We start from the raw sequence: 2,982 nt of genomic DNA, 5'->3' as shown, positions 1-2,982 counted from the left end.
AGTAAAATGTAGAATCAAAATATCTTTGATCTTTATCTTAGCATGTTTATCAATGTGAGTCTAGCAGTAAATATATAAGTACAGTACCAGCGTACTACCACGACATCGCTTAAAGATTAGCGTTCAGGAACTCTTTAAGTTGTCCTTTGGATAAGGCGCCTACTTTAGTAGCGACTACTTCGCCGTTACGAAAAAGCAAAAGGGTAGGAATACTGCGAATACCATACTTTGGCGCTATAGTAGCGTTGTCGTCGATGTTTAATTTTGCTACGGTAAGCTTTCCTTTGAATTCATCAGCTATTTCTGTTAAAATAGGCGCTACTGTTTTACAGGGACCACACCATTCGGCCCAAAAGTCAACTAGGACAAAACCATCTTGTTGTAGTACTTTTGTTGCGAAGCAATCTTGACTAAGGTTAATAATATTTGCTTTCATTTTTACTCCTAAAAATGACATTTATAACTATTTAATCAATGACTGACAAGAAATGCAATAAATAATTAGTATTATACCACGATATAAAGTAATTTTCCTTATTTAATTTTTTCCATATTTGGGGAATAATTATTTTTAGTAAAAAAATTTACCTTCCGTTCTAGCTACCAAATAACTACTTTTATTCCACCTGGGTGTACCGCCCATATAATTGTGTTGATAGCTTTCTTTGTCTTAATCTTCGCTGTCTGTGTAGTCTTCGACGACATCCATCTGTGGCTTACCTCCAGATAGAGTGTGAAAACGTTTAGGACTACGGGTGTGTGCCATATATTTCAACCATACTTTTTCGTGCTCATTAGATGGCATACGTTTACCATGACATACCGCGACAAATTGATGCTCATCATCGGTAACAGGCTTACGTTTGCCACTGGCCAGATCATTGTAAGCATTACCGTAACGTTCTAGTAACTGTGCTTCCCGAATCGTAAAATGACCATGTCGGGAAAAGCCACGAGGATAATTTTGGTTATCAAAATAACAATTAGTAACAAAAAAACTATCTACCATATTACGTGCTCCTGTCTGTCTTTAATGTTGTTTATGGCGCGGAGTATTAGTTAGGCTTGACTTTCTGTAAAACAAAACATTTTAATCATCACGATCAAATTTTTTGGAGAACGTAGTGAACATAGAATTACTAAAAACTTTTTTAGAAGTAAGCCGCACCAAACATTTCGGCCGGGCCGCTGAAATACTTTGCTTAACGCAATCTGCGGTCAGCTTCCGCGTACGTAAGTTGGAAACACAACTAGGAGTCAGTTTATTTACTCGTTATCGCCATAATATCCGTCTCACAGCTGCAGGAGAAAAACTGCTGCCTTATGCGGAAAACCTAATGTTAACCTGGCAAGTAGCTAAGCAAAAAGTAGAAGTAACCCAGTCGTTGCAGCAAGATTGGCTCTCCGTAGGAGCAAGCGCCTCGCTATGGGAGGCTTGGTTAGGAGAGTGGTTGCTAAATATCTACCAGACAAAGCCGTCGCTACGTCTAGAAGCACGTGTCGCGCTACCGCTACATCAAGGATTGATAAAAGAAAAAGAACAGCACAAGCGGCAATTAGATTTGCTGATTACCACCGAAGCTCCGAAGATAGAGGAGTTGACTAGCCAGGAGTTGGGTAGTTTGTCCTTAACATTGTTCACAGCTGGCGCCACATTCGTTAGTGGTCAACGTCCCTATATTCAGTTAGAATGGGGTGCAGATTTTCATTATTATGAAAGCCGACTACTAGTTAACTTTAACCAACAAGCGCCGCTGATGATAACTAGTTCGGCGCAACTAACACGTCAATTACTACCTGCTACTGGAGCTTGTGCTTTTCTACCTAGTCATTGGGTTCATAACTGGCCAGATTTACAGCCTATTAGCGAAGTGCCATCAGTAATTAGGCCGTTGTACGCTGTCTGGCTGCAAAACAGCGACCAACGCCCGTTAATACGACAATTGCTGAAAACCCCCATTATTTGAATTAAACTGCTATCGCTACTCGCTACGTACGGTTGGGTAGGTCTATCTCTCTTCCTTGATTTCGCGATATGTTATTATTTTTCACTACTGCGATACTAATCAAGCTTTGGTTTATCTTACTTTGCTAATAAATACTACTTTATTTTATTTTTGGTTATAGTAATTAATTTGTAAACATAGATTAAACACTTTACTTTTGCTGGTAAGGTGTACGCTTAGAATATACCTTCAATTATATCACCCCAGATAATTCGCCGTTTTAAAGACCTTCTCGCTAAATCTTATTATATCTTTCTTAGTGATGAAAAAGTGATGATTACCTCCGAAACATTCACAATATTGTTTCCTTTAAGTCACGCAAAAAAGAGATCAATAATAGAGTCACGTAATATTATATCTAATATTATTCACTGCCGTAATCTTCGCTTACTGGTGGTATGTGGTCCATGTTCTATCCACGATATCGATGCCGGTAGGCTTCCCAAATGGGACCCGCCGGTCGTATGGTATTATGGTATGACCACTGCAATCAATGCGATTCGCGCAGCGGCGATAACGCACCCTTTTATGGGGGATTAACCAGGCGGGTCAGGTCTGCATATTACATACTAGTGGCAATCCAGACGGTCATATCATCTTTACGTGGTGGTAAAAACCTAATTACTACCCACGGAATATCGCCGAATGGTTGCCGCAGGTTTATCACCTGCGATCATAATAAATTGTAGCCACGGTAATTCTAATAACGATTATCGCCGTCAAATTGACGTAGTACAGTCTGTACTAGCGCAGATTAAAGCAGGTAATCGTTCTATTATAGGCTTAATTCGGGAAAGGAATATTTCCTCAGGGAATCAATTTTCGGAACTACCACAAAGCCAAATGCGTTACGGTATATCAGTAACTGACGCCTGCATAGACTAGAACACCACTGACGATATGCTACGTAAACTGCATAGTGAACTATAGTTGGTCCAGGCGTCAGTTACTGATATACCACAAAGCCAAATGCGTT

3 protein-coding genes and 1 pseudogene are annotated in these 2,982 nt (G+C 39.9%); 2 read left to right on the top strand and 2 right to left on the bottom strand.

What is annotated here, in order from left to right:
* Window positions 1-109 precede the first annotated feature (109 nt).
* Window positions 110-436 (bottom strand): thioredoxin TrxA, encoded by a 327-nt coding sequence (gene trxA / locus CEX73_RS00105; protein WP_101626632.1) that lies wholly within the window; start codon window positions 434-436, stop codon window positions 110-112.
* A 234-nt stretch (window positions 437-670) separates the two neighbouring features.
* Window positions 671-1,009, bottom strand: coding sequence for a MaoP family protein (locus CEX73_RS00100; protein ID WP_101626631.1), 339 nt, complete (start codon window positions 1,007-1,009; stop codon window positions 671-673).
* Between the two features lie 115 nt (window positions 1,010-1,124).
* Between CEX73_RS00100 and hdfR the strand changes: the two genes are divergently transcribed.
* Together hdfR and CEX73_RS00090 are read left to right on the top strand one after the other, a co-directional pair.
* Window positions 1,125-1,967, top strand: coding sequence for an HTH-type transcriptional regulator HdfR (hdfR, locus tag CEX73_RS00095; protein WP_101626630.1), 843 nt, complete (start codon window positions 1,125-1,127; stop codon window positions 1,965-1,967).
* A 454-nt stretch (window positions 1,968-2,421) separates the two neighbouring features.
* A pseudogene (locus tag CEX73_RS00090) lies at window positions 2,422-2,891 on the top strand (DAHP synthetase I family protein); the annotation flags it as partial.
* Between the last annotated feature and the right edge of the window lie 91 nt (window positions 2,892-2,982).

It is taken from the genome of Candidatus Palibaumannia cicadellinicola (assembly GCF_002855795.1).
In the GTDB taxonomy this organism is placed as follows: domain Bacteria; phylum Pseudomonadota; class Gammaproteobacteria; order Enterobacterales; family Enterobacteriaceae; genus Baumannia; species Baumannia cicadellinicola_C.
This window is presented reverse-complemented; position numbering and strand designations above follow the sequence as displayed.